The 21,940-nt window shown below is 73.4% G+C and carries 19 protein-coding genes; 11 read left to right on the top strand and 8 right to left on the bottom strand.

From position 1 onward, the window contains the following. Positions 1–16: 16 nt before the first annotated feature. On the bottom strand, positions 17–1,567 hold the full coding sequence (locus tag ACLJOU_RS17685) for a DUF4139 domain-containing protein (RefSeq protein WP_410568636.1): 1,551 nt from the start codon (positions 1,565–1,567) through the stop codon (positions 17–19). A gap of 84 nt (positions 1,568–1,651) precedes the next feature. Here ACLJOU_RS17685 and ACLJOU_RS17680 point away from each other — a divergent pair, with 84 nt between their 5' ends. After that, on the top strand, positions 1,652–3,448 hold the full coding sequence (locus tag ACLJOU_RS17680; protein ID WP_410568634.1) for a Xaa-Pro dipeptidyl-peptidase: 1,797 nt from the start codon (positions 1,652–1,654) through the stop codon (positions 3,446–3,448). Further along, positions 3,448–4,119, top strand: a complete 672-nt coding sequence (locus tag ACLJOU_RS17675; RefSeq protein ID WP_410568632.1) for a YdcF family protein — start codon at positions 3,448–3,450, stop codon at positions 4,117–4,119. The genes ACLJOU_RS17680 and ACLJOU_RS17675 overlap by 1 nt, the downstream gene beginning before the upstream one ends. Positions 4,120–4,184: 65 nt before the next feature. On the opposite strand, the gene ACLJOU_RS17670 is transcribed toward ACLJOU_RS17675, so the two are convergent. Both ACLJOU_RS17670 and ACLJOU_RS17665 read right to left on the bottom strand, forming a co-directional pair. Next, positions 4,185–4,826, bottom strand: a complete 642-nt coding sequence (locus tag ACLJOU_RS17670) for a response regulator (protein ID WP_410568630.1) — start codon at positions 4,824–4,826, stop codon at positions 4,185–4,187. Continuing rightward, positions 4,823–5,926 carry a sensor histidine kinase gene (locus ACLJOU_RS17665; RefSeq protein WP_410568628.1) on the bottom strand — a complete coding sequence of 368 codons (1,104 nt, stop codon included), beginning with the start codon at positions 5,924–5,926 and terminating at the stop codon, positions 4,823–4,825. Before ACLJOU_RS17665 ends, ACLJOU_RS17670 begins: the two co-directional genes overlap by 4 nt. Before the next feature lie 93 nt (positions 5,927–6,019). Here ACLJOU_RS17665 and ACLJOU_RS17660 point away from each other — a divergent pair, with 93 nt between their 5' ends. Further along, positions 6,020–6,874, top strand: coding sequence for a M23 family metallopeptidase (locus tag ACLJOU_RS17660; RefSeq protein ID WP_410568626.1), 855 nt, complete (start codon positions 6,020–6,022; stop codon positions 6,872–6,874). Between the two features lie 229 nt (positions 6,875–7,103). Next, positions 7,104–8,165, top strand: a complete 1,062-nt coding sequence (locus ACLJOU_RS17655; protein WP_410568624.1) for a DUF4192 domain-containing protein — start codon at positions 7,104–7,106, stop codon at positions 8,163–8,165. Positions 8,166–8,338: 173 nt separating this feature from the next. Here ACLJOU_RS17655 and galE read toward each other — a convergent pair whose 3' ends face one another. The 3 genes from galE to ACLJOU_RS17640 form a co-directional block, all read right to left on the bottom strand. Continuing rightward, positions 8,339–9,319 (bottom strand): UDP-glucose 4-epimerase GalE, encoded by a 981-nt coding sequence (gene galE, locus ACLJOU_RS17650; protein ID WP_410568622.1) that lies wholly within the window; start codon positions 9,317–9,319, stop codon positions 8,339–8,341. Positions 9,320–9,419: 100 nt separating this feature from the next. Continuing rightward, the gene (gene galK / locus ACLJOU_RS17645) at positions 9,420–10,604 is read right to left on the bottom strand and encodes a galactokinase (RefSeq protein ID WP_410568620.1); all 1,185 of its coding nucleotides are present in this window, start codon (positions 10,602–10,604) and stop codon (positions 9,420–9,422) included. Further along, on the bottom strand, positions 10,601–11,317 hold the full coding sequence (locus ACLJOU_RS17640; RefSeq protein ID WP_410568618.1) for an iron dependent repressor, metal binding and dimerization domain protein: 717 nt from the start codon (positions 11,315–11,317) through the stop codon (positions 10,601–10,603). Before ACLJOU_RS17640 ends, galK begins: the two co-directional genes overlap by 4 nt. Before the next feature lie 201 nt (positions 11,318–11,518). Between ACLJOU_RS17640 and ACLJOU_RS17635 the strand changes: the two genes are divergently transcribed. The 4 genes from ACLJOU_RS17635 (at position 11,519) to ACLJOU_RS17620 (ending at position 17,727) form a co-directional block, all read left to right on the top strand. After that, positions 11,519–12,364, top strand: coding sequence for a sulfurtransferase (locus tag ACLJOU_RS17635; RefSeq protein WP_410568617.1), 846 nt, complete (start codon positions 11,519–11,521; stop codon positions 12,362–12,364). 376 nt (positions 12,365–12,740) lie between these two features. Continuing rightward, positions 12,741–13,910 (top strand): acetoin utilization protein AcuC, encoded by a 1,170-nt coding sequence (locus ACLJOU_RS17630; protein WP_410568615.1) that lies wholly within the window; start codon positions 12,741–12,743, stop codon positions 13,908–13,910. Positions 13,911–13,912: 2 nt separating this feature from the next. Continuing rightward, positions 13,913–16,594, top strand: coding sequence for a GNAT family N-acetyltransferase (locus tag ACLJOU_RS17625; RefSeq protein WP_410568613.1), 2,682 nt, complete (start codon positions 13,913–13,915; stop codon positions 16,592–16,594). Between the two features lie 2 nt (positions 16,595–16,596). Then, a complete protein-coding gene (locus tag ACLJOU_RS17620) occupies positions 16,597–17,727 on the top strand; it encodes a serine hydrolase domain-containing protein (protein WP_410568611.1) in 1,131 nt (376 codons plus the stop codon). Here the strand turns inward: ACLJOU_RS17620 and ACLJOU_RS17615 are convergent. Both ACLJOU_RS17615 and ACLJOU_RS17610 read right to left on the bottom strand, forming a co-directional pair. Continuing rightward, entirely contained in the window at positions 17,724–18,746 is a 1,023-nt protein-coding gene (locus ACLJOU_RS17615) for an acyl-CoA dehydrogenase family protein (RefSeq protein WP_410568609.1), read from the bottom strand. The two genes, ACLJOU_RS17620 and ACLJOU_RS17615, sit on opposite strands and share 4 nt — an antisense overlap. Positions 18,747–18,768: 22 nt before the next feature. Further along, positions 18,769–19,932 carry an acyl-CoA dehydrogenase family protein gene (locus ACLJOU_RS17610; RefSeq protein WP_410568607.1) on the bottom strand — a complete coding sequence of 388 codons (1,164 nt, stop codon included), beginning with the start codon at positions 19,930–19,932 and terminating at the stop codon, positions 18,769–18,771. A 70-nt stretch (positions 19,933–20,002) separates the two neighbouring features. On the opposite strand from ACLJOU_RS17610, the gene ACLJOU_RS17605 reads away from it, so the two are divergent. The 3 genes from ACLJOU_RS17605 to ACLJOU_RS17595 all read left to right on the top strand — a co-directional run bounded on the left by ACLJOU_RS17605 (position 20,003) and on the right by ACLJOU_RS17595 (position 21,899). Then, positions 20,003–20,194 carry a ferredoxin gene (locus ACLJOU_RS17605; RefSeq protein ID WP_410568605.1) on the top strand — a complete coding sequence of 64 codons (192 nt, stop codon included), beginning with the start codon at positions 20,003–20,005 and terminating at the stop codon, positions 20,192–20,194. A gap of 83 nt (positions 20,195–20,277) precedes the next feature. Beyond that, a complete protein-coding gene (locus ACLJOU_RS17600; protein WP_410568603.1) occupies positions 20,278–21,144 on the top strand; it encodes a 3-oxoacyl-ACP reductase in 867 nt (288 codons plus the stop codon). Next, entirely contained in the window at positions 21,141–21,899 is a 759-nt protein-coding gene (locus tag ACLJOU_RS17595) for a glucose 1-dehydrogenase (RefSeq protein WP_410568601.1), read from the top strand. Before ACLJOU_RS17600 ends, ACLJOU_RS17595 begins: the two co-directional genes overlap by 4 nt. Positions 21,900–21,940 lie beyond the last annotated feature (41 nt).

Here is a 21,940-nt window from a genome sequence, read left to right as displayed (position 1 = left end):
GCCTCCGGGCGAGCCGCTACTCCCGCCAGCCAGACAGTTCCACGCCCTTCGCGACATCCACCCGGTAGGACAGCGACACGGTCTTGGTCTCACCCGGTGCCAAGGTCAGTTTCCACGTGTGTTCGCCCAGTTCCGAAGTCTCCACCGGTTCCGGCGCGGTCTTCACGTCCTTCACCGTGATCGCGTCGTCCCGCGAAACCGGCGCCTGGTCCAGCACCGTCACCTCCGCCGGGCGCGGCCCGTGGTTCCCGACCGAAATCCGGTACTCCGCCTCACGCCGCTTCTGCCCGGACAGCGCCGCCTTGGAAGCCGTGCGCCGCACCAGTTCCCGCTCCACCCGGATCCGGTCGTCGACCCCCAGCGCCAGCTCCAGTTCCTCCCCGGGCGCCCACGGTTCGAGCACGGTCGTGCCGACGAACTCCGCGTCGTGGAACACCGAAGCGCGGCCTGACCGCAGGGCCTGCTCCGACGTGTTCACCACCGTGACGCGCAGGTACGCCTCTTCCGCCAGCACCGGCGCGGTGACGTACCCGAGCGAAGCCGTGAGCGAAAGCTGCGCCAGCGTGGTCCGATGGCCCGAAGCCCCCGACGGCACCGCCACCGGCCGGGACGGCCGGTAGGTGACCGCCGTCGTGCCCTGCTCGACCGACGCCAGTTTGTTCACCATCGGCGGCGAAGCCGCCGCCGCGAACCGCATCCGCGCACCCTCGTGCGCACCCCCGGCCGCCGCCGTGGCCACCCAGCCGCCCGGCTCCGCGAGGACGCGGTCGAGGTACCAGGGCGAAAGTTCCGGCACCACCACCGACACCGCGGGCCGCGCCGTCGACAGCGCCAGTTCGCACTCCGGCCAGTCCTCGCCCGTGTGCTGGGTGACCAGCCCGTACGACACCACGGTGACGTCGGTGCCGCGCACACGCACGTCGTAGCCCGGCTCCCAGCTCGCTCCGGCGACCACATAGGACAGTTCCAGCTCGGCTTCCCCGGCCGGGTCCGCGATCTCCAGCTCCACGACCACCGACGTGCTGTCCCGCCCGGCCTGCGCGCCGTGCGCCTCGATCCGCCGGTCGAGCGCGGCGAGGTCCTCGCGCAGCCGGGCGATCCGCTCGCTCAGCACCCGCCGCGCCTTCAACGCGGCGGCCAGCCGCGCACTCAGCGCGTCCGTCACTTCCGCGACGCGCGCGGGCTCGGTGGTGCTGGCGGCGAGGGCCTTCGCGAAACTGCCGCCGCTGCGCTTCGCGAGCGAAGTCAGCAGATCCACCTTCATCGTTTCGGCGGCTTCGTCGTCGACGACGCCGTCGAGCGTCGCCTGATCGGCACGCCGTTGCTCGACGAGCGCGTCCAACGCCGCGTCGGCGGGGGCGGCGTGCCACTCGGTGCGCACGTCGACGCCGGTGATCAGCGCGGGCCCGGAGCCGGTGACGCGCACCGAAGCCGGGTCGAGCGCGGGCGGGAGCCCGGCGAAGGTGACGCGCGGCCCGCCGTCGAGCGGGGCCTTGCCCCGGCGGGTGATCCGCGCCTGCTGCGGGTAGACGGTGACGGCGGCGATCGGCGCTTCGACGGTCGGCATGCCTCCGACGTTAGTCGCTTGACACCCCCGCGGGCGGAGCGGAAGTGTCTTCAGTCGTCCGCTTCGCCCGGCTTGGGGGTTTGAGTGAAAGCCGCAGTCCTGCTCGCCGCCGTCCTCGCGCTGCCGCTGACCGCGGGCGTCGCCGAAGCCGCGCCACCGGCCCCGGTGTTCACCGGCGGCCAGGCGCAACCGGTGTTCGACCCGGCCGACGTCGTCCGCGAAGACGTCTGGGTCACCGCGCCGGTCGACAGCGACCACGACGGCGCCGACGACCTGGTGCACGCCCAGGTCGTGCGTCCGCGCGCGACCCAGCAGGGCCTGAAGGTGCCGGTCGTCTACCAGGCCAGCCCGTACTACGCCGGCGGCAACGACGTCGCCAACCACGACGTCGACGTCGAGCTGTACGCGCCCGGGTACGCCCGCGGCCCGGAAGGCCCGCGCGTCGCCGCGCACGGCGTCGGCCCGGCCACCCCGATCACCTGGCGCTACCAGGACTACTTCACCGCGCGCGGGTTCGCCGTCGTCTACGGCGAATCGCTCGGCACCGGGCTTTCGACCGGCTGCCCGACCACCGGTGATGTCAACGAGACGATCGGTGCCCGCTCGGTCGTCGACTGGCTCAACGGCCGCACTTCGGCGCGCGACGCGGACGGCGTCGCGGCGAAGGCGGATTGGAGCACCGGCAAGACCGGCATGATGGGCGTTTCCTACAACGGGACGCTGCCCAACGCCGTCGCCAGCACCGGGGTCGAAGGCCTCGAAACGATCGTGCCGATCGCGGCCATCTCCAGCTGGTACGAGTACTACCGCCACGCCGGCGCGGTGGTCGCGGCCGGCGGGTACCAGGGCGAGGACGCCGACGTGCTCGCCGAATACGTCTACACCCGCGCCGACCGGCAGGTCTGCCGCCCGGTGATCGACGGGCTCACCCGCGACCAGGACCGCATCACCGGCGACTACACGCCGTTCTGGGACGTCCGCAACTACCGCAACGACGTCGGCAAGGTGCACGCCTCGGTGCTCGCGGTGCACGGCCTCAACGACTGGAACGTCAAGACCGAGCAGGTCGCGACCTGGTACGAGGCCCTGAAGGCCCGCGGCGTCGAGCACAAGATCTGGCTGCACCAGTCCGGCCACGCGGACCCCTACTCGCTACGGCGCGACGTCTGGCTCGCGACGCTGAACAAGTGGATGTCGCACTACCTCTACGGCGTCGACAACGGCATCCAGAACGAGCCGAAGGCGACGATCCAGCGCGAGGACCTGTCCTGGACCGACGAGGCCGACTGGCCGGCGCCGGGCACCTCCGACGTCCGCGTGTACCCGTGGCCGGGCGGCCGGTCGAAGGGCACGATCGACACGCGCCACCCGGTGCCGGGCACGGCGGCCGTCGAAACCCTCGCCGACGACTCGTCGAAGACGATCGAGCAGCTGGCCGGCCTCGCTTCGTCCGGCAACCGCCTGCTGTACGCGACTTCGGCGGCGAAGCAGGCCGTACGCCTCTCCGGCACGGCCCGCGCCGACCTGGCGCTGGCGTTCGACCGGCCCGCGGCGAACGTCTCGGCGATCCTGCTCGACCGCGCCCCCGACGGCACGTCCCACGTCATCAGCCGCGGCTGGACCGACCCGCAGAACCGCACGTCCCCGGCCCGCACCGAGCCGATCACGCCCGGGCGGACCTACCGGATCGGCGTCGACCTGATGCCGAAGGACTACCTCCTCGCGGCGGGCCACCGGCTGGAGGTCCTGGTCGCCTCCAGCGACCACGACTACACGGTGCGGCCGAAGCCGGGCGCGGGGCTCGCGCTCGACCTGACGAGGACGTCGGTCACGCTGCCGGTCACGGGCGGCAAGCCGGCGCTGCGGGCCGCGTTCGGCTGATGCTGCCGGCAGACCTGCGGGCCGACGTCCGCACGTTGTGGGACTACCACGACCTGCGGCACGCGCCGCGGCGCTCGGACGTCGGCATCGGGCTCGGCAGCCGGGACCCCGGCGTGGCCGTCCACGCGGCGGAGCTGTTCCACGCCGGCTGCTTCCCGCTGATCGTGTTCACCGGCGCGAACGCCCCGACGACGGTGGAGCGCTTCCCGCGCGGAGAAGCGGTGCACTACCGGGAAATCGCCTTGGACCTCGGCGTCCCGGACGAGGCGATCCTGGTCGAGCCGCAGGCCCGCAACACCGGCGAGAACATCGTCTTCACCCGGCGGTTGCTCGAACAGCGGGGGATCGCCGTCCGGACCGTGACGCTGGTTTCGCGGCCCTACCAGCAGCGCCGGGCGTACGCGACGGCCAAGCGGCTGTGGCCCGGGACCGACCTGGTCTGCGCGGCGAAGGGTGTGTCGCTGGAGGACTACCTCGCCGGGAGCGAAGAGGCCGAACGGGTGATCGGCATGCTCGTCGGCGAGACGCAGCGCATCACCGAGTACGCCGAGCGGGGCTTCGCGATCCCGCAGCGCGTCCCGCCCCGCGTCGAGCGGGCGTTCGGCAGGCTGGTCGAGGCCGGCTTCACCCAGCGGCTGGTCACGGTCCGCGCCGACGATCACCGAAGGTAACGGTGGTCGCCGGTCAGGCGGGAGAGTCCGCCACCACGCGAACATCCCGCCCGCGTCGTGGGGAATCAGCCGGCGATGCCCGTCCGGTAGGCGAAGGCGACCGCCTGCGCGCGGTCGCGCAGGCCGGCCTTGGCGAACAGGTGGTTCACGTGGGTCTTCACGGTCGCCTCGCTCACCACCAGGGTGCGGGCGATCTCGGTGTTGGACAGGCCCGCGGCGATCAGCCGCAGCACTTCAACCTCGCGTGCGGTGAGGCCGTCGACCTCCCGGACGCGCGCCGGGGTGCTGCGGGCGGCGGCTTCGACCAGCCGCCGCTGCAGCTCGCCGTCCACTGTGGACTGCCCGGCCGCGGCCGAGCGCAGCGCCCGCGCGATGGACTCGGCGTCGGCGTCCTTGGTGAGGAACCCCCGCGCACCGGCGCGCAGCGCGGCCAGCAGCGACTCGTCGTCGGCGTACGTCGTCAGCACGACGACCTCGGTGCCCGGGTGCCCGGCGCGGATCCGTTCGGTGGTTTCGACGCCGTCGCAGCGCGGCATCCGCAGATCCACCAGCACGACGTCGGGGTGGTGCTCGGCGACGAGCTCGAGCGCGGCCAGCCCGTCGGCGGCGGCACCGACCACCTCGATCCCGGGCAGCAGCCCGAGCAGCGTGACCAGGCCTTCCCGGACCACCGCCTGGTCGTCGGCCAGCACGACGCGCAGCGTCACGCCGGCACCATCAGGTGAATCCGCCATCCGTCCTCCGCCGGCCCGCTGTCCAGGCGCCCGGCCAGCAGCGCGACCCGTTCGCCCATCCCGCGCAAACCGTAGCCTGCCGCCGGCGCGGCCGGCGGCCGCCTGCCCTGCCGGTCGGCCACGGTCAGCTCCACCGACCCGGCGCCGTAGTGCAGCGTGACGTCCACGTCGGCGTGCGCCGCGTGCTTGCGGGTGTTGGCCAGGGCCTCCTGCACGGCGCGGACCAGGGCCGTGCGCACCGCCGGGTCGAGCTCGCGGGACTCGCCCTCGATCGCCAGGTCCGCGCGGGCCCCGCTGTCGAGGCGGTACGCGGCGAGGAGGTCCGCGATCGCGCGTTCGGCGCCGACGGCGTCTTCGCGCAGCGCGGCCACGGCCTCGCGGGCTTCGGCGAGGCCGTCCGACGCCAGCTTCTGGGCCCGCTCGATCTGCGCGACGGCGTCCGGGCTCGCCCCGTCGCGCACCAGCATCAGCCGCGCGCCCTGCAGGTTCAGCGAAAGCCCGGCGAGCGAGTGCGCCAGGACGTCGTGCAGCTCACGGGCGATGCGAGCGCGTTCGGCGAGGGCGGCCGCGCGGGCGTGCTCCTCGTTGGCGGTCTGCGCGCGGGCCAGCGCCAGCTCGGTCTGTTCGATGCGGGCCAGCCGGGCACGCCGATTCAGCCCGAGCAGCAGGATCACGACGACGACCGCGTACGTGGGCAGCGCGCTCTGCCAGGTGCCGTGCAGGACGGCCCAGCAGGTGATCGCGGCCAGGTCGATCGCGACGGCCAGCACGATCGGGCCGGTCCGCTGCTTGAGGACGACGAAGAAGGTGGTGCCGAACATCGTCACCGACGCCCAGCTGTTCGGCACGATCGCCAGCAGCGTGCCCGCCGCGCCGATCACGGCGATCGTGACGACCGGCGCCCACCGGTACCCGGCGGGATCGTGCAGCCACAGGACCGGGACCGACAAGGCCAGGGTGACCCCGATCAGGACCCAGGCGAGGGCGTTCGCGCGGGGCATCGCGGCGACCATCGGCCCCGCGACGAGCGCCCAGCGCAGCCAGTCCTGCGCCTCGGGTCGTCGGGTCGTCATCGGCAGTCCTCCGCGGTGCTTGTACGGAAAATGTACCGGCGGGGACTTCCCTTCGTGGGGTCACGTTGTCCCGTTCGCCAAGGAGGTTCCCCCATGTCCAAGTTGCGCCGGCTCGCCCTGCTCGCCGCCGCCGCGGCGCTGCCCGCGCTCGGCCTCACCCTCGCCGGCCAGGCGACCGCCTCGGCCGCGCCCAACTTCCAGGTGCCGTTCAAGTGCGGGGTCACGGTGACCGCGGCGACGTTCAGCGGCCACAGCCCGGCGTACTCGGTCGACTTCCAGAAGGACGGCATCACCGGCATGCCGGTGCTCGCGGCGGCCTCCGGCACGGTGACCCGGGTGGCCGACGAGGGCAGCACGAGCTACGGCAAGTGGATCGAGCTGGACCACGGCGGCGGCTGGCGCACCCGGTACGCGCACCTGTCGGCCCAGGAGGTCTCGGTCGGGCAGTCGGTCGGCCTCGGGAGGGAGCTCGGCAAGGCGGGCTCGACCGGCGGCGTCACCGGGCCGCACCTGCACTTCGAAGAGCGCCTGGACGGCGTGGTGCAGAAGGCGAAGCTGAACGGCGTCGCGGTGCCGTACTACGGCCACACGAACTTCACGAGCAAGAACCACTGCGGCGGCAACCCGTACTCCGCCGAAGAGGTGTGCGGCGACGGCTTCTCCGTCGTCGACCAGCAGGCGCTGGCCAACTCCTCGGGCACGGCCTACCTGCTGTACAACGCGTCCACCAAGGCGAACTGCGTGACCACGCTGAAGGCCACGTCGCTCGGCACGGCCAGCGCGGTCTCGGCGTTCCTCGAGGTCCAGGGTTCGACGCGGGTGACCGACTCCGGCAGCTTCACCTACTACGCCGGACCGGTGAAGAAGACCGCCGGCGCCACCTGCGTGAAGTGGGGCGGTTCGGTGGGCGGCAACACCTACGAGAGCGGGTTCGAGCACTGCGGCTGAGCCGTGGCACCAGGCCACCCGCAAGAAGGCCGTGACACCCGGGGTTCCGCGACCCGGCCCCCGCGAGAAGATGTGGTCCGGCCGGTGGGGCCGGGCACTATAGCCCGCCCCACCGACAGGAACGCCCCGCCCGGCCGCCGCCGGGCGGATTCCGTCCACATCGGCCCCGCCCATCCACAGATTTCCCGCCACCGCCCCACCCGGCCCCGTCCTGCCCCATCGTGGAGGCATGACCACAGCCACCCCGGCCGGCCCATCGCCGGTCGACCTCCGAAACCCCGCGCAGCTGCTGGCCGCGCTGCCGTACCTGATCGGGTTCCGGCCCGCGAAGTCCGCCGTCCTGCTCGGCCACCTCCCGCCGGGCCACCGCCCGGGCCTGGTCCTGCGCGGCGACCTGCCCCGCCGCGAACACCGCGCGTACCAGGCGCGGGCGCTGGCCGCGAAGTTCGCCGCGGGCGAGCACACCGGCGTCACGGTGGTCCTCGTCGGCGGACGGCGAAGACCCGGGAAGCCGCCGCCGCACGCGGGTTTCGTCGGCGACCTGGCGGACGCACTGGGGGACTTCGGGCTCCCGGTGGTGCACGCCCTGTGGACGCCCGCGATCACCGCGGGCGCACCCTGGGCGTGCTACCGCGTCGAGGAGTGCGGCGGCGAGCTGCCGGACCCGCGCTCGACGATCGTGGCGGCGGTCGCGACCGAGGGCGGCACGGTGGCGTTCGACAGCCGCGAGGAGCTCGCGGCCCTGCTGTCCCCGCGTTGCCCGGAGGCGGTGGCCCGCCGCGCGGACCTGTTGGCCGGCCGGCGATCCGCGCCCGGAGCAACGGCGGTTTCCGCCGCGGCATCGGCGGTCCGGTCGGCGTTCGACCGCCAGCGCCGCGGCGACGGCCCCCCGACGGACGAGGAGGCGGTGGGGCTGGCGAGCGCGTTGGAGCTGCCGGAGATCCGCGACCTGTGCCTCGCGATGGCGGTACCCCCGGGCACGACATCGGCGCGGGAAGCGGAACGCCTGTGGCTGACCCTGGTTCGCGAGCTCCCACCGCCGGAGCGCGCCGAGCCGGCCACGCTCCTGGCGTTCACGGCCTACCTCCGCGGCGACGGCACGTTCGCGGGCATGGCCTTGGACAACGCCCTGGAGGCGGCACCGGGCCACTTGCTGGCGTCGCTGTTGCGGAGGGTCCTGGACCGGGGAACGCCCCCGCAGGTCATCCGCGGCCTGGCCGCGGCGGCGGCCGACCCCTTGTCGAACTTCGGCTTGGCGCCGGCGGATTTCGACGCGGACCAGGCGGTGTGAGACCCCGGCAGCGGTCCGGCTCGGGTCGGCATCCACTGTGGACAGCGAGAGTCCTGCCGCCGCGGTTGCGGCCGGTGTCCGGAATGGACTCCGGCCGCGACTCCGCGGGCCGGCCTTCCCGGCCGGCGGTTCGGGTTCGGCAGGCGCAGACCCGCCGCCCGTCAGGGGCCGGTTCAGCCCCGCCGCGACTGGGTGAAGTTCCAGGCGTCCCGCACGATCGCGGTCAGCTCGGTCCGCTCCGGCTTCCAGCCCAGGTCCTCACGCGCCCGGTCACTGGCCGCCACCAGCACCGAAGGGTCACCCGCCCGCCGCGGAGCCACCGCCGCCGGGATCGGGTGGCCGGTCACCTCGCGACAGGCTTCGATCACCTCGAGAACGGAGAACCCGGTGCCACTGCCCAGGTTGTAGATGCGGTGCTCACCCGCGGTGGCGTGCTTCAGCGCCAGCAGGTGCGCGTCGGCGAGGTCCACGACGTGGATGTAGTCGCGCACCGCCGTGTGGTCCGGCGTCGGGTAGTCGTCGCCGAAGACCTGGATGTGCTCGCGGTCGCCCGTGGCGACCTGCAGGACGAGAGGGATGAGATGGGTTTCCGTGGTGTGGCGCTCACCGAAAGCGCCGTACGCGCCCGCGACGTTGAAGTACCGCAGGCTCACCGCCGCCAGGCCGTGCGCGCCGGCGAAGCTGGTGATCGCCGCGTCGATGGCGAGCTTCGTGGCGCCGTAGGTGTTGGTCGGCCGGGTCGGCGCCGTCTCCCGGATCGGCGACTGCTCCGGCTCGCCGTAGGTCGCCGCGGTCGAGGAGAACACCAGCCGGGGCGTGCCGTGCTCGTGCATGGCCTCGAGCAGCCGCAGCGAGGTGACGACGTTGCCTTCCCAGTACTTCGCCGGCTCCGTCATCGACTCGCCGACCAGCGACTTGGCCGCGAAGTGCAGCACGCCGTCGAAGCCCTCGCGCAGCAGGCTGCCCGCCACCTCCGCGGCGTCGCCTTCGATGAACCGCGCGTCCGGGTGGACGGCGTCGGCGTGCCCGGTGGACAGGTCGTCGACGACGGTGACCTGGTGCCCGGCTTCGACCAGCCGAGCCGCGCAGACACTTCCGACGTACCCGGCTCCGCCCGTCACGACCAGCTTCAGGGCGTTGCTCTGCTCCGACACATCCAGGCCTTCCTGCCGAGGGTGACTGTGCCCCCCCAGTCTTCCCCCTTGGCGACGCGCGGGTCCGCGCGGGGGTTGCCCCGGACGGACCCGCGCGGCCTCAGACCTCGTCGCGGCCGGCGCCGCGCGAGGGCACCGCCGTGAACATCCGCGGCCGCCGGTAGCCGGCCTTCTCGTACGCCGCCTCGACCGCTTCCTTGACCCGCTCCAGGTCGGCGTCGCGGACCAGCGCAATCGCCGAGCCGCCGAAGCCGCCGCCGGTCATCCGCGAGCCGAGCGCGCCGGCTTCCCGCGCCGAGTCGACCGCGAGGTCCAGTTCGGCCGTGGAGATCCGGTAGTCGTCGCGCATGCTGACGTGGGAGGCGTCCAGGTGCGGCCCGATGTCGGCCAGCCGCCCGGCGCGCAGCAGCTCGACCGTCTCGAGCACCCGCTGGTTCTCGGTGACGACGTGCCGGACCAGCGGCACGAGGTCTTCGGGCAGCCGGTCGAGAGCGTCGGAGAGGCCGTCGGGGGTGATGTCGCGCAGCGCTTTCACCCCGAGCAGCTCGGCCGCCCGCTCGGTGCCGCGGCGGCGCTCGCCGTACCCGCCTTCGGCGTGGGAGTGCTTGGTGCGGGTGTCCATGATCAGCACCTGCAGCCCGGCCTCGGCGAGGCCGAAGGGCACCTGCTCCTGCTCGCCCGACCGCACGTCGAGGAACAGCACGTGGGCCTCGGTGCAGCAGAGGGACGCCGTCTGGTCGAGCAGGCCCGTGGGGGCGCCGACGAAGTCGTTCTCCGAACGCTGCACCCACCGCGCGACCTGGGGCCGCGTCGGGACGTCGTCGCGGCTGCCGTCCAGCTCCAGGCCGGCCAGCCCCAGCAGCGCCAGCGACACCGCGCACTCGAGCGCGTGGGAGGAGGACAGGCCGGCCCCGGACGGCACGTCCCCGGCGATGACCAGGTCGGCGCCGTCGGCGAAGCCCTGGTCGCGCAGCACCCAGGCGACACCCGCCGGGTACGCGGCCCACCCGTCGACGCGGCCCGGCGCCAGGTCGGCGATCTTGAGCTCGCCGGAGCGCTGGAGCTGGCCGTCGTCGCCCAGGGTGGCCACGGACAGCACGCCGTCCTCGCGGGGCGACGCCGCCGCGGCCAGGCGGTGGGGCAAGGCGAACGGCAGCACGAAGCCGTCGTTGTAGTCGGTGTGCTCGCCGATCAGGTTGACGCGGCCGGGCGCCGACCAGACGCCGGCCGGCGCGGTGCCGTGGATCGTGCGGAACGCCGCGACGGCGTCCGAAGCGGGGCTCATCGGGCCTGCGCCAGGACGGCGTGCAGCGCGGAGCTGGAGACCTGCGCGGTGGTGTCCCCACCCGTGACCTCGATGGTGCCGCCGGTGGCCTTGCCGACGGTGACCGTGCCGCCCGGCACGATGCCGACGGACTTGAGCTCGGTCATCAGCGACTCGTCCAGCTGGACGTGCTCGGCGATGCGCCGGATCTCCACGCGGCCGCCGCCGGTGCGGGCGAACTCGTCGAGCCGGACGAGGTCGGCCTCCGCGGGCGGGGCGGGGTCGCCGTCGCCCAGCTTGTCGAGGCCGGGGATCGGGTTGCCGTAGGGGGAGGTCGTCGGGTGGTCGAGCAGCTTGACCAGCTTGCGCTCGACGGCCTCGCTCATCACGTGCTCCCACCGGCACGCCTCGTTGTGCACGTGCTCCCACTCGAGCCCGATCACGTCGACGAGGAGGCGTTCGGCCAGGCGGTGCTTGCGCATCACGGCGATGGCCAGCTCGCGGCCGTGGTCGGTCAGCTGGAGGTGCCGGTCGTCGGCGACCACGACCAGGCCGTCACGCTCCATCCGGGCGACGGTCTGGCTCACGGTCGGGCCGCTCTGCTGCAGGCGCTCGGCGATGCGGGCGCGCAGCGGAACGACACCCTCTTCTTCGAGCTCGTAGATGGTACGCAAGTACATCTCGGTGGTGTCGATGAGATCGTTCACGCTGTCCCCTTCGTCCGCGTTGCTCATCGTAGTCGTTGACCCCGGCCGCGGCGGCGGCCCTCGGGGGTAACGCGGCGCCGGTGGTCACCGATCCGGCCGCGGCCACGGCCGCACGACTTCGCAGCACCGAGCGGGGACGGCCTGCTTTCGGCCGGATCGGCGATCGGCCGGTGGGGAGATGTCCGCACCCCGGCGCGGCGGGGCGGGCGGCCGCTGGAAGATGGGGGCATGCGTCCGCTGATCAGCACCACCGACCTCGCCGCCGCCCTGGCCGGCCCGGAGCGGGACCGCCCGGTGGTCCTCGACGTCCGCTGGCGGCTCGCCGGCCCGCCCGGCGCCGAGTCCTACCGGGAGGGCCACGTGCCCGGCGCGGTGTTCGCCGACCTCGACCGCGTACTCGCCGGAGAGCCGGGCGAAGGCGGCCGGCACCCGCTGCCCGACCCGGCCGACCTGCAGCGCGACCTGCGCGCGGCGGGCGTGCGGGAGGGCGCTCCGGTGGTGGCCTACGACGACGCGGACGGCTCGGTGGCGGCGCGCGCGTGGTGGCTGCTCCGCTGGGCGGGCCACCCCGAGGTGGCGGTCCTCGACGGTGGTTACGCAGCGTGGACGGCCGAAGGTCACCCGGTGACCACGGAGGAGGCGCACCCGGAGCCGGGCGACATCACGGTCCGCCCGGGCGGGATGCCGGTCCTGGACGCGGACGAAGCGGCGGCGCTGGCCCGCGACGGCCTGCTCCTCGACGCCCGCGCCACCCCGCGCTACGCGGGCGAGACGGAGCCGGTCGACCCGCGGGCCGGCCACATCCCGGGAGCGGTGAACGCCCCGTTCGCCGGCCACACCGGCGAGGACGGCCGCTGGCGAGCCCCGGTGGAACTGGCGGCGAGGTTCGCCGGCCTGGGCCTGCGCCCGGGCGAGCCGGTGGGCGCGTACTGCGGCTCGGGCGTGACGGCGAGCTCGGTGGTCCTGGCCCTGGAGCTGGCGGGCCACCCGGGCGCGGGCCTGTACGCGGGCTCGTGGTCCCACTGGTCCCGCGACCCGAACCGCCCAGCGGCTACGGGCACCCTGCCGGGCTGATCCCAACCCATTGCGGGACCTGGTGCCACCGGGTCCCGCGGCTCCCGGTCGGGCCGATCGCCCAGGAGTGCGCTGTAGGGGGCCTGGCCTTCGGCGCCCGCGGGCACCCCGCCGGGCTGGTCTCCGCCCACCGCGGGACCTGGTGCGCCGGGTCCCGCCGCTCCAGACCAGCCGATCGCCCAGAAATGCGCTGAAGGAGACCTGCGGCGCCCGCCGGGCTGATCCGCGCCCGGTGCGCGCCGCAGACGTGGTCCCCCGACTCGCGGCAGCCGGCGGGCACCGGCATCCCGCCGGACCGGCCCCCACGCCCGACGAGCGAGGCGGCCGGGCTCCTTCCACTCCACGCAGCCCCGCGATCGGCACTAGAGTCGACCGCATGTCGCCGGCCGTGGTTTGGGATCGTGGGCTGCTCGGTTATGACCTGGGTGCGGACCACCCGTTCAACCCCGTGCGGCTGGAGCTCACCGTCCGGCTGGCCACCGAGCTCGGCGTGCTCGACGACGTCGAACTGCTCGTCCCGACCGGGGCCGGGGACGAGGAACTCCTCCGGGTCCACGCCCCCGAATACCTCGCCGCCGTGCGGGACGCGCCGCTGGTCGGGTGGGATGTCGGGCACGGGCTCGGGACCTCCGACAACCCCGTCTTCTCCGACATGCACGACGCCTCCGCCCTCGTCGTCGGCTCCACGCTGCTCGCCGCCCGGAAGGTCGCCGAAGGCGAGGCCACCCGGGCCGTCAACATCGCCGGCGGGCTGCACCACGCCATGCGGGACCGGGCCGCCGGCTTCTGCGTCTACAACGACTGCGCGGTCGCCATCTCCTGGCTGCTCGACCACGGCTTCGAGCGCATCGCCTACATCGACACCGACGTCCACCACGGCGACGGCGTCCAGGCCGCCTTCTACGACGACCCCCGCGTCCTCACCATCTCGATGCACCAGCACCCCTTCACGCTCTGGCCCGGCACCGGCTACTCCGCCGAGACCGGCCGCGGGAAGGCCGACGGCACCGCCGTCAACGTCCCCCTGCCGCCGCGGACCCGGGATCCCGGGTGGCTGCGCGCCTTCCACGCCGTCGTCCCGTCGCTGCTCGCCGACTTCGAACCGCAGCTGCTGTTCACCCAGTGCGGCGTCGACTCGCACGAAGAAGACCCGCTGGCCGACCTCTCCCTGTCCGTCGACGGGCACCGCACCATCTACGCCACCCTCCGCGACCTGGCCGAGACCTACGCCGGCGGCAAGTGGATCGCCGTCGGGGGCGGCGGCTACCAGCTGATCCGGGTCGTCCCGCGGTCCTGGACGCACCTGATCGCCACCGTCCTCGACCGGGACGTCGACCCGGCGACGCCGCTGCCGCCCGGCTGGATCTCCACCGTCGCGAAAGCCGCCCCGCACGCCGAGCTCCCGCAAACCATGTCCGACGACCGCGACACGGAGTTCAAGCCGTGGGGCGACGGCGAGGACGACCCGGTGGACATCGCCGTCCGGGACACGCGCCGCGCCGTCTTCCCGCTGCACGGCCTCGACCCGGACGACCCCAGGGACTGACCATGGCCGGACGGGACCCCTTCGACTACCCCCGCGACTGGGAGGCCGACGTCGTGCTGTCCGACGGCGGCACCGTCCACCTGCGCCCGGTCGTGCCCACCGACGCCGACGGCCTCGTCGCCTTCCACGCGAAGCTCTCCGAGCGCACCCGCTACTTCCGCTACTTCGGCGCCTACCCGCGCATCCCCGAACGGGACCTCAAGCGCTTCTCCACGGTCGACCACCACGACCGGGTCGCGTTCGCCGCGTTCCTGGGCGACGACATCGTGGCCGTCGGCCGGTACGAACGCCTCGAGCACGGGCCGTCGGCGGAGGTCGCCTTCGTCGTCAGCGACGCCCACCAGGGCCGCGGGCTCGGCTCGATCCTGCTCGAGCACCTCGCGGCGGCCGCCTCCGAATGCGGGCTGCGCCGGTTCGTCGCCGAGGTGCTCGCCGAGAACGCCGCCATGGTGCGCGTCTTCCGCGACGCCGGCTACCAGGTCAGCCGCGAGATCGAAGAAGGCGTGCTGCACCTCGAGTTCGACATCGACCCGACTGAGGAGTCCCTCGCCGTCGCGCGCTCGCGCGAGCAGGCGGCCGAGGCGCGCAGCGTGCACAACCTGCTGCACCCGTCCTCGATCGCGGTGATCGGCGCGTCCGCCGAGCCGGGCAAGGTCGGCCACGTCGCCTTCGTGAACCTGCTGGCCGCCGCGTTCACCGGCACCGTCTACCCGGTGAACCCCGAGCACCGCGCGATCCGCGGCGTCCGCGCGTACCCGTCGGTGCTCGACATCCCGGACCCGGTCGACCTCGCCGTCGTCGCGGTGCCCGCCGAGGCCGTCGAGTCCGTTTTGGACGCTTGCCTGGCCAAGGGCGTGAAGACGCTGCTGATCCTCTCCAGCGGGTTCGCCGAAGCCGGCCCGCACGGCCTGCACGCCGAGCTGCGGCTGGTGGGGGAGGCGCGGGCGCACGGCATGCGCGTGGTCGGCCCGAACGCGCTCGGCGTCCTCAACACCGCGCCCGGGATCCGGCTGAACGCCACGCTCGCGCCGCGGCTGCCCGGCCGCGGGCGCACCGGGTTCTTCTGCCAGTCGGGCGCGCTGGGCACGGCGATCCTCGCCGACGCCGAGGCGCGCGGCCTCGGGCTCTCGACGTTCGTCTCGGCGGGCAACCGCGCCGACGTCTCCGGCAACGACCTGCTCCAGTACTGGGAAACCGACCCGGACACCGACCTCGTCCTGCTGTACCTCGAGTCCTTCGGCAACCCGCGCAAGTTCGCGCGGCTGGCCCGCCGCCTCGCCCGGACCAAACCGATCGTCGCGGTCAAGTCCGGGCGGCACGCGGTCCGGCCGCAGCTCGCGGCGACGTCGACCGAAATCGACGAGGCCAGCGTGCAGACCCTGTTCGAGCAGGCCGGGGTCGTGCGGGTGGAGTCGCTGGCGCAGCTGTTCGACACCGCGCTCGTGTTCGCCCACCAGCCGCTGCCCGCCGGGCCGCGGGTCGGCATCGTCGGCAACTCCAGCGCGATCGGGCTGCTGGCCGCCGACACCGCGCGGATGCAGGGCCTCCGGCTGGCCACGGACCCGGTGGACGTCGGCCCGCAGGCCGCACCGGAGGAGTTCGCCAAGGCGGTCCGCGAGGCCCTCACCTCGCCGGAGACCGACGCGCTCGTGGTCGTGTTCGCGCCGCCGGTGGCGATCCCCGGCACGGCGTACGCGCGCGCCCTGCGGGAGACCGTCGTCGAACTGGGGCAGCGCAAGCCGATCGTCTCGACGTTCCTCGCCGCCGAAGGCGTCCCGGACGAACTGGCCGTGCTGTCCGGCGACGGCGTGCCGACGCGCGGGTCCATCCCGTCGTACCCGAGCCCGGAACGCGCGGTGAACGCGCTCGCCCGGGTCGTGCGGTACGCGGCGTGGCGGCAACGCCCGCAGGGCACGCTGGTGCGGCCGGCCGGCATCCACACCGAGCAGGCGCAGGGGATCGTGCGCGAACTCCTCGAAGCCGACAACGGCAAGACGACGCTGCTCTCGGACGCCGAAGTCGTGCGGCTGCTGGCGTGCTACGGCATCGACGTCGTCCCGTTCCGCATCGTGTCCACAGTGGACGAGGCGGTCGCGGCGGCGGGCGAGCTCGGTTACCCGGTGACGCTCAAGGCGGTCGACGAGCGGCTGCGCGGCCGGCCCGACCTGGCCGGGGTCCGGCTCGACCTGGCCTCCGAAGACTCCGTGCGCACGGCCTACGAGACGTTGCGCGAGGTCTCCGGCGACGACGAGGTGTACGTCCAGCGGATGGCGCCCAAGGGCCTGTCGTGCGTGATCGGGCTGCAGGACGACCCGTCCTTCGGCACGCTCGTGTCGTTCGGGCTGTCCGGGCTGGTCAGCACGCTGCTGGGCGACCGCGCGTACCGGGCCGTGCCGCTCACCGACGTCGACGCGGCGACCCTGGTGCGCGAGCCGCGGACGGCACCGCTGCTCACCGGCTACCGCGGCGACGAGCCCGCCGACCTCGCCGCGCTGCAGGACATGGTGCTGCGGGTGGGTGCGCTCGCCGAGGACAACCCGGAGGTGCGGTCGCTGGTGCTGGACCCGATCCTGGCCTCGCCGGACGGTGCCTTCGCCGCCAACGCCCGCCTGGTGCTGGGGGCGCCGCCGTCCCGGCCCGACACCGGCCCGCGCCGCCTGCGCGCGATCAACCCCCAGGACTGAGCATGACCGCGCTGACCGAGCTGCTGACCCGGCACACCGGCGACCTGCCGGGCGCGGTGGCACTGGTGGCCCGCGGCGAGCAGGTCGAAGCCGCGGCTGTCGGCTCGGCCGACGCGGAGGGCACCGTGCCGATGGCGCGGGATTCGCTGTTCCGCATCGGGTCGCTCACCCAACCCCTCACCGCCGCGGCCGTCCTGCTGCTCGTCGACGACGGCGAGCTGGCCCTCGACGACCCGGTCGCGCGGTGGCTGCCGGAGCTGGCCTCGCCGGTGGTCGTCCGCACGCCGTCGGGCCCGGTCGACGACGTCGTGCCGGCCGTCCGCCCGGTCACCGTGGCCGACCTGCTCACCCTCCGCTGCGGCTACGGCCTCGCCGTCGACACGACGCTGCCGGCGGTCGATCTGCTGCTCCAGGTCCTGGGCCACCCGGCCGCGTCCCCGCGGGCGCTGTCGCCCGACGAGTGGCTGGCCGCGCTGGCGCAGGTGCCGATGCTGCACCAACCCGGCGAGACGTGGCTGTACAACACCGGCGCGGACCTGCAGGGCCTGCTGATCTCCCGCGTCTCGGGCCGTCCGCTGCCGGAGTTCCTGGCAGAGCGGCTGTTCGAGCCGCTCGGCATGGCCGACACCGGGTTCGTGGTGCCGACGGCGGCGCTCGGCCGGTTCACCAGCGCCTACCGCCGCGGCGAGGAGGGGCTGCGGCTGATCGACTCGCCGGAGGGCCGCTGGAGCGCGCCGCCACCGTTCCCGTCCGGGGCCGCGGGGCTCGTCTCGACGGCCGACGACCTCCTGGCGTTCGCGAGGTTCCTGCGCGACGAAGGCACGGCGGGCGGCCACCGCCTGCTGACGCCGGAGTCGGTGCACCGCATGACGGCCGACCACCTGACCCGGGCCCAGCGCGACGCGGCCCGGCCGTTCTTGCGGGGCCAAGGCTGGGGGTTCGGCGGTTCGGTCGACGTCGACGCGACGCAGCCGTGGGAGGTCCCGGGCCGCTACGGCTGGACCGGCGGGGGCACGGCTCTGTACCTCGTCCCGGCGACGGGCACGGTCTCGGTGCTGCTCACCCAGGTCGAGCCGACCAGCGCCGAACCCACCCCGCTGATGCGCGGGTTCTGGACCTACGCCGCGAGCTAGCCGCGGCCCGCGAGGCGGTCGCCCAGGGCGAGGAGCTGGTGGGTGGCCGCGCCGAGCTGGAACTCCAGGCGCTTCGCCGCCGCGAAGTACCGGTGCACGACGTGGTCGACGTCGATGCCCACGCCGCCGTGGACGTGCACCGCCGTGTGCGCCACCCGGTGGCCCGCTTCGGCCGCCCAGAACTTCGCCGTCGCCACCGCTTCGGCGGCGGGGACGTCCGAGGCCAGCCGCCAGGCCGCCTGCAGCGTCGTCAACCGGACCGCCTCGACGTCGAGGTAGGCGTCCGCCAGCCGCTGGCGGACCGCCTGGAACCCGCCGAGCACGTGGTCGAACTGCTTCCGCTCGGCCGCGTAGGCCGCGGTCAGCTCCAGGGCCCGCTCGACCACGCCGAGCTGCTGGGCGCACACCCCGGTCGTGCCGCGCAGGCGCAGCCACTCGCCGATGTCGCCGAGCGGCACGCCCGGCACTTCGGACAGCGACAGCAGCGCGGCGTCGGCGTGGTCGACCGTCTGCTGCGGCGCCACGGAGACCCCGGCCGCGGACGCGTCGACCAGGAAGACCTCGCCCGAGGCGGCGACCAGGAACCCGTGCGCGTACGCCCCGAACGGCACCGCCGTCTGCGTGCCCGACACACGGCCCCGCGAAGCCGTGAACCCGGACAACGCCACGGCCAGGACCCGCTCGCCGCGCAGCACCGGCAGCACCCAGCGGTCCACCAGCTCGGGCGGGCCGAACTCCGCCAGCGCCGACGCCGCCATCGTGATCGACGTCAGGTAGGGGACCGCTGCCACCGCGCGGCCGATCTCCGTCAGCACCGCGCACTGCTCGAGCACCCCGAACCCGCCGCCGCCGAGCGACGACGGCAGCGCCGCGTCCAGCACGCCCGCCCGGCCGAGCGCCCGCCACGCGGCCGCGTCGAACCCGCCGGTGCCGTGCGGGTCGTGGGTCGCCTTGTCGCCGAGGATGCGCCGGGTCAGCGCGGCGAGGTCGGCCGACGCTTCGGAAGGGGTGAAGTCCATATTTTCTCCTGACTGGGTGCTCCTAGCGCGTGACGGGCAGGCCGAGGGCGGTGGCGGCGATCATGTCCCGCTGGATCTCGTTGGTGCCGCCGCCGAAGGTGAGGATCAGCGCCGACCGGTGCAGCCGCTCGATCCGCCCGGCCAGCAACGCTCCCGGCGAGCCTTCGCGGACGACGGCGGCCGAGCCGAGCACCTCCATCAGCAGCCGGTACGCCTCGATCGCGAACTCCGTGCCGAACACCTTCGTCGCCGACGCCTCGGCCGGGCCGAGCTCGCTCGCCGCGGCCGCCCAGGCGATCCGCCAGTTGCGCAGCTTCAGGTACTCCGCGCCCGCGTGCACCCGCGCCAGGTGCAGCCGCACCCACTCCTGCTCGATGGCACCGGTCTCCTTCGCCCAAGCCAGCACGTCCGCGAGCGCCTTGCGGATCGGGGCCGACGACGTCAGCGCGACCCGCTCGTGGTTGAGCTGGTTGGTGATCAGCGGCCAGCCCGCGTTCTCCTCGGCGACGCGCGCCGACACCGGCACGCGCACGCCGTCGTAGTAGGTCGCGCTGGTCCCGGCGCCCGCGACCGTGTGCACCTTGGTCCACGAAAAGCCGTCGGCGGACGTCGGCACGATGAGGATCGACAGCCCGCGGTGCTTCTTCGCGTCCGGGTCCGTCCGCACCGCGAGCCAGACGTAGTCGGCGTACTCGATCAGGCTGGTCCACATCTTCTGCCCGGTGACGACGTACTCGTCGCCGTCGCGCTCGGCGCGCGTCCGCAGCGACGCCAGGTCGGTGCCGGCTTCCGGCTCGGAGTAGCCGATCGAGAAGTGCAGCTCCCCGGCGGCGATCTTCGGCAGGTAGAACGCCTTCTGGTCGTCGGTGCCGTAGCGCATGATCGTCGGGCCCACGGTGTTCACGGTCAGGAACGGGACCGGTACCCCGGCGATCGCCGCTTCGTCGGTGAAGATCAGCTGGTCGAGCATCGAGCGGTTCTGCCCGCCGTACTCCTCCGGCCAGCCCAGCGCGAGCCAGCCGTCCTTGCCCAGCTGCCGCACGATCTCCTTGTACGCCACGCCATCGCCGTATTCGCCGCCTCCCGAGCGCAGGCCCGAACGCCGTTCGGGCGTCATCAGCTCGGCGAAGTACTCCCGGAGTCCGGCCGCCAGGGCCTGCTGCTCCGGGGTGTGGTCGATCCGCACCCGTCACCTCGATCCGGCGCTATATTAGAACCTGTTCTAGTTGTACCAGGACTCATCCGGCGGAGGAAGCATGGAGATCGGGGTCGACCGTTCGCTCTGCGAAGCGAACGCGGTGTGCGTGGGGCTCGCGCCGGACGTCTTCGACCTGGACGACGACGAAGAGCTCGTCATCCGGCCGGGCGCCGTACCGGTCGACCAGGTGGAACGGGTTTCCGCTGCCATCAAGGGCTGCCCGAAGAATGCCCTGTTCAGCGCAGGTTAGCGGTGTTCACTTTGCCGCTTGCCTGAAACAAGAACAGATTCTAATGTAGGCGCGAGATCCGAGACTCGACGAGGAGGCCTCGCGTGAGCCTGACCGGCAGGACAGCGATCGTCACGGGCGCCGCCGCCGGGCTGGGCCGGGCCGAAGCCCTCGCCTTGGCCGCGCGCGGCGCCACCGTGGTCGTCAACGACATCGGCGAGCCGACGGACGTCGTCGCCGAGATCGAAGCAGCCGGCGGCAAGGCCGTCGCGGTCGCCGGCGACGTCGGCGACCGGGCCACGGCGGACGCGCTCACCGAGGCCGCGCTCGACCTCGGCGGGCTGGACATCGTGGTGAACAACGCGGGCGTGCTGCGCGACCGGATGCTGTTCTCGATGTCCGACGCCGACTGGGACACCGTGCTGCGCGTCCACCTGCGCGGCCACTTCCTGTTGTCCCGCAACGCTGCCAAGCACTGGCGCGACAAGTCCAAAGCGGACGGCGGACCGGTCTACGGGCGGCTGGTCAACACCGCCTCCGAGGCGTTCCTCATCGGCTCGCCCGGTCAGCCCAACTACGCCGCGGCGAAGGCGGGCATCACCGCGCTCACCATGTCGGCCGCTCGCGGCCTGGCCAAGTACGGCGTCCGCGCCAACGCGATCTGCCCGCGCGCCCGGACGGCGATGACCGAGGGCGTGTTCGGTGCTCCTCCCGAAAACACTTCAGCGGGTGCCGATCCGCTCTCGGTCGAGCACGTCGCCCCCTTCGTCGCCTACCTCGCCTCCCCGGCGGCCGAGCACGTGAACGGCCAGGTGTTCGTCGTCCACGGCGGCACGGTCGCGCTGGTCGAGCCGCCGCGGATCGAGCACCGCTGGAAGCTCGACGAGCTCGAGACGTCCCTGAGCAGGTTCTTCGCCGACCGCGACCCCGGCCGGATGTTCGCCGCCACCGAAATCCTGGGAGAGTCATGAGGCTGGACGGGAAGATCGCCCTGATCACCGGGTCCGCGCGCGGGCAGGGCGAGGCCGCCGCCCGGGCGTTCGTCGCCGAAGGCGCCAAGGTGGTGATCGCCGACATCCTGGACGACGAGGGCAAGCAGCTCGCCGCCGAGCTCGGGGAGCAGGCCGTCTACCAGCACCTCGACGTCGGCGATGAGGACGGCTGGGCCGCCGCGGTCGAGCGCGCCACCAGCGAGTTCGGCCACCCGAACGTGCTGGTCAACAACGCGGGGATCCTCCATTTCTCGGAACTCGGCAAGACGACGCTGGCCGATTACGAACGCGTGATCCGGGTGAACCAGATCGGGGCGTTTCTCGGCATGCGCTCGGTCGTTGAACCGATGACCGCCGCCGGCGGTGGCTCCATCGTCAACGTGTCCTCTGTGGAGGGACTGGCCGGGATGCCCTACCTGATCGCCTACACCGCGAGCAAGTTCGCCATTCGCGGGATGACCAAGGTCGCCGCGATGGAGCTGGGCAAGAAGCACATCCGCGTCAATTCGGTGCACCCCGGCGCGATCGACACCAAGATGGTCGAGACCGCGGCGGGCGGGCAGAAAGTCGACATGTCGTACGTGGGGAAGAAGGTCGCGCTCAAGCGGGTCGGGCAGCCGGAGGACATCGCCAAGCTGGTGTTGTTCCTGGCCAGCGACGAGAGCGCGTACTGCACGGGTGCGGAGTTCGTCGCGGACGGCGGGGCGACGGCGACCCACGCCCTCAACTTCTAGCCGGAAGCGGCCGAAGAGCGTAGTGAACACCGCTAACGAAA

Source organism: Amycolatopsis sp. cmx-4-61, assembly GCF_046548775.1.
Classification (GTDB): domain Bacteria; phylum Actinomycetota; class Actinomycetes; order Mycobacteriales; family Pseudonocardiaceae; genus Amycolatopsis.
This window is presented reverse-complemented; position numbering and strand designations above follow the sequence as displayed.